This is a genomic window from Aeromonas sp. HMWF017 (genome assembly GCF_003061465.1).
Classification (GTDB): domain Bacteria; phylum Pseudomonadota; class Gammaproteobacteria; order Enterobacterales; family Aeromonadaceae; genus Aeromonas; species Aeromonas veronii.
This window is the reverse complement of record NZ_QAJD01000174.1, coordinates 11,088-15,589: the sequence shown is the minus strand read 5'-3', so window position 1 is coordinate 15,589 and position 4,502 is coordinate 11,088. Positions and strand designations below refer to the sequence as shown.

General features: G+C 60.2%; 4 protein-coding genes. 2 read left to right on the top strand and 2 right to left on the bottom strand.

Annotation, left to right across the window (positions count from 1 at the left end):
- Both DBR30_RS19410 and DBR30_RS19405 read right to left on the bottom strand, forming a co-directional pair.
- Window positions 1-949 (bottom strand): phage portal protein (locus DBR30_RS19410; protein ID WP_108588487.1); only part of this gene is annotated, 949 nt, incomplete at its 3' end.
- Window positions 949-2,715, bottom strand: a complete 1,767-nt coding sequence (locus tag DBR30_RS19405; RefSeq protein WP_108540220.1) for a terminase ATPase subunit family protein — start codon at window positions 2,713-2,715, stop codon at window positions 949-951. The genes DBR30_RS19405 and DBR30_RS19410, both read right to left, overlap by 1 nt.
- A gap of 149 nt (window positions 2,716-2,864) precedes the next feature.
- Between DBR30_RS19405 and DBR30_RS19400 the strand changes: the two genes are divergently transcribed.
- Window positions 2,865-3,668, top strand: a complete 804-nt coding sequence (locus DBR30_RS19400; RefSeq protein ID WP_108540223.1) for a GPO family capsid scaffolding protein — start codon at window positions 2,865-2,867, stop codon at window positions 3,666-3,668.
- A 12-nt stretch (window positions 3,669-3,680) separates the two neighbouring features.
- Window positions 3,681-4,502, top strand: an 822-nt coding sequence (locus DBR30_RS19395; protein WP_258224512.1) for a phage major capsid protein, P2 family, incomplete at its 3' end; no start/stop codon positions are given.

The window sequence follows — 4,502 nt, the reverse complement described above, 5'->3', positions numbered from 1 at the left end:
CCCCTGCCCACTCGTTGAACTGCGCAAAGTTCGCCTTCATGCTGTCGATCTCGTTGACGTCAAACACCTGGGCCGCTTTGGTCACATCCCCAAATCCCCCCGTGTTGTTCGGCACCACCCCCATCAGTTGCGGCGGTACCCGATGAGCCGCCAACTGGTCATCCCGGCTCACCCCCTTGATGGAGAGAAAATCATCCTTGGCCGCAATCTCCGCCACCGGGATCAGCTTCACCGAATCCGCCTTGCCACCCGGGGTGTAGAGCAGCAGGTTGCGGAAGTTGCCCGGCCCCTTGCTGTTTTGTAGCGCCGTCTTGAGCGCGGTGATATCGCCCTCGTTCTGCAGGGCATCGCTGATGTGCAAAATGAACCCCGCATGGCTGCCGTTCTCGTAGTAGCGACGGCGAAACAGCGTGGCCGACTCGTTGAGCAGCGCCGAGTTCAGGCTGGCCACGTAGTCGGGGATGCCATAAATCTCCTGATTCACGTCCGCCTCCATCACATGCCCCACATCACCGGCGGGCAGCTCAACCTCATGCCCAGGCCTTGGCACCCACCAATAACGATCCAGGTCGAGGGATCGGCGAGTGTACTTGGCCGGCATCTGGTCATAACGCAGCGTACCCCCCAGCCGGTTACGCACCCGCTGCAGGTGAGCATTACCGAAGATCTCGTAGTCCATCACCAACCCGGTAAAGGCAGCCAGGCTCAGTTTCGGATGAGGGATGAAACAGCCGCGCAAGATATTGCGCTTCACCTGGATGGCCGAGGCATGATGCACCGCCGCCCGATAGACCCGCGCCAGCCCATGCAGGCTCAGGGGATGCTCATACCAGCGGCCGTTATGCATCGACTCCAGGTAATCGAACACCTCCCGCTGGGACAATACCGGGATAGCCTCGCCAAACGTAAACGCCTGCACACCGGCAGGCGAGTTGATCTGCTCACTCATCAGTAAATCTCCATAAAGCCGGAATTGGTGCCGGTCTGCCCCTCAAGGGGCTCGTGTAACAGGGCTTGCATGGTTGCCCAGGCAATATCGGCGTGGCTGGTCTCATCGGAACGGCTGGCCTCGAAGGTGGGCAGCTTGCCGCTTTGGGTCACGGCGCGGCGGATGCTCATAAACGCCTGGGCCAAGTCGGTCCAGCCGCTGTCGAACTCCAGCCGCCCTTTGTTCATCACATCCTGTGCTTTCATAACCATCCGCATCTTCACGTTGGGGTTGTACTGAATGGCGGTCACTGCCGGGTAAAACTGCTTCACCAGCTGATAGACCCCCTCCCCGATCCCGGTGGTATCGATGCCGATATAGGCGACGTTGTAGCGATCGCAGATGGCACGAATGGATTTGGCCTGGGCATCAAAGTCCATCCCCTGCCAGCGGTGGCGCTCCAACACCCGAAACTTGCCACCCGGCACCAGTGGCGGGGCCAGCACCGCGCAGCCAGCGCTGTCACCTTTACCCCCCTTGGCCGGGTCATAGCCGACCCACACTGCCCGGTTGGCCAGCGGCCGCAAGGTGTGGGGCTTGTAGTCCTCCCACACCAGCCAGCTGTCGACCATGCAGCGCTGCAGCGTCGCCAACGGAAACAGGCTCTCGGTGTCATCCATGAACTCGCACATCAGCAGGTTGCGGTATTCATCCTCGGAATACTCACTGCGCAGCTGATCCAGGTCGAACAGGTTGCAACCGCCGCGCACCGCATCTTCCACGGTGACGATCTGCCGCCATTGCCCATCGGCGCACAGCTTGCCGGCAGACAGGTTGGCGTGGCTCAGGTCAATCTCGACCCGGTCGGCCTTGGCCTTACCGCGGTTAAAGTTGGCGCCAGACCAGAATCCATAAGCGGGATGGGAAAGGCTGGAGGGGGTGGAGATGTAGGTCTGGCGCCACTTCTTGTGCATCGCCATACCGGACGCCACCTTGCGGAACTCCAGAAAGCCGTGGATCCAGAAATACTCATCCATGTAGATGTTGCCGTGATAGCTCTGGGCGGTGCGGGCATTGGTGCCGAGGAAGTAAAGGTGCGCTCCGTTCGGCAGCACCATGGGGTCACCTTTGAGCTCAACCCCCTCCTCCTTGGCGAACTGGATGATGTACTGCTTGAACATGTGGGCCTGCGCCTTGCTGGCCGACAGGAAAATCTGGTTGCGCCCGGTCACCAAGGCATCAATGAAGGCCTCGAAGGCAAAGAAGTAAGTCGCCCCGATCTGGCGCGATTTGAGCAGGTCACGGATCCGGTACTCCTGACCGGCCTGATACCAGACCCGCTGGTAATCGAACATGGTCGACTCAAACCGCTCGATGAGCCGTTCTTGCTGCTCGGGCTCCACCACATTGCGCTCGGGCGCCTTCTTCGGCCCCTTGTTGCGGTTGGCCACCTTGGGGTTGAGGTCGGCCTCGTTGCCGCCGTTGCTGTACTTGTTGACCCGGGCGATACGCTCGAGCTGACGGCCCAGCAGGTCAATCTCCTTGAAGTCGCCGCCGCTCTTGGTCTCCTTCATCACCAGCTGGATCATGCGCGCCTCAATGGCGCTATCCACCCGGTCTATCGGTTTGATGTCCTCCCAGCCGTCGCGCTTCTTCCAGGTCGAGACGGTACCCTCCGGCGTTTGCAGCAACTCGGCAATGGCGCGCAGCGGGTACCCCTGAAAGAACAGGTACATGGCCTGCCGTCTGGGGTCGAGATGGGGAAAGATGATGGGTGCTGTTGTCATGGCGCCAGTCTACCCAGCCGCTACCACCCCAAACGCCCCACTGCCAGTGTGTAGCACCACCACACACTGGCCCCGGATTGCACGATCCCGCCACTCACCCAGACCATAACCGCGACATCACTACCCAATTACCAAAGGGATCCCAGCACATGCCTAAGTCCAAATTCTTCCGTGTTGCGGTTGAGGGGGGCACCACCGACGGTCGCGCCATCACCCGCGAATGGATTGAGCAGATGGCCCAGCGCTACAACCAGGCCACCTATGGCGCACGGGTCAATATGGAGCATATCCGGGGCCTCGACCCCAACGGCTTGTTCAAGATGTACGGCGACATCACCGCCGCCAAGACCGAAGAGGTCACCATCGAAGGGGAACAGCGGCTGGCCCTGTTCGTCCAGATTGACCCGACCCCTGAGCTGATCGCGCTGAACAAGAAGCGCCAGAAGGTTTACACCTCCATCGAGATCCACCCCAACCTGAACGAAAAAGGGGCCTACATGATGGGGCTGGCCGTGACCGACAGCCCGGCAAGCCTTGGCACCGAAATGCTGCAGTTCTGCAGCAAGGCCGCGGTCAACCCGCTGGCCGACCGCAAATACCATCCGGAATGCCTGTTTACCGAAGCCCTCGAAACTGTCATCGAGTTTGAAGATGAGCAGGAGAAAGGCCCGGGCCTGCTGGAACGGATCAGCGCCATTTTCACCAGCCACAAGCAGCAATCGACCGCCGACTTCAGCGATGTGCATCAGGCCGTCGAAGCCGTGGCCAAAGAGGTGACCAGCCTCGATACCGACCTGCAAACCAGGTTCAACGAACTGACGGCCCGGCAAACGGCGACCGCCAACGCCCTGGCCGACCTGACCACCCAGCTCGAGCGCCAGGAAGATTTCAGCCACAAGCGCCAGCCTGCCACCGGTGACGATGGCACCAAGCCAACCAACACCGATTTTTAAGGGACCCCGATAATGCGCAACGATACCCGTCAGCAATTCGAGCAGTACACCAGCCAACTGGCGAGCCTGAATGCCGTCAGCTCGGCCATGGTGCAATTCAGTGTCGAGCCCAGCATCCAGCAAAAGCTGGAAACCAAAATGCAGGAGTCCGTCGACTTCCTCAGCATGATCAACATCGTGCCGGTGGATGAACTCAAGGGGGAAAAGGTCGGCATCGGCATCAATGGCACCATTGCCTCTCGCACCGATACCAGTGGCGGCAAGGCCCGCGTCCCGTTCGACCCGACCGGACTGCAAAACACCAAATACGAGTGCGAAAAGACCAACTACGACACCAGCCTCGGCTACGCCAAGCTTGATGCCTGGGCCAAGTTCAAAGACTTCCAGATCCGCATTCGCGATGCCATCGTCAAGCGCCAGGGCCTGGACCGCATCATGATCGGCTGGAACGGCAAACTTGCCGCGAAAGACACCGATCGCGTCCAGTTCCCCATGCTGCAAGACGTCAACATCGGCTGGATTGAGCACACCCGCCATGATGCCCCCGCCCAGGTGATGAGCGAAGGGGATGCGGGCACCGGCCATATCTACATCTACCAGCCCAACAGTGAAGCCGACACCAAAGAGGGGGATTACGGCAACCTCGACGCCCTGGTGTTCGATCTGGTCAACAGCAAGATCAAACCCTGGTACCAGGACGACACCGATCTGGTGGTGATCTGCGGTCGCAAGCTGCTGGCCGACAAATACTTCCCCATCCTCAACGAGACCCGGGACAACCAGAACAAGCTGGCCGGCCAGGTGCTGGTGAGCCAGAAGCAGATTGGCGGCCTG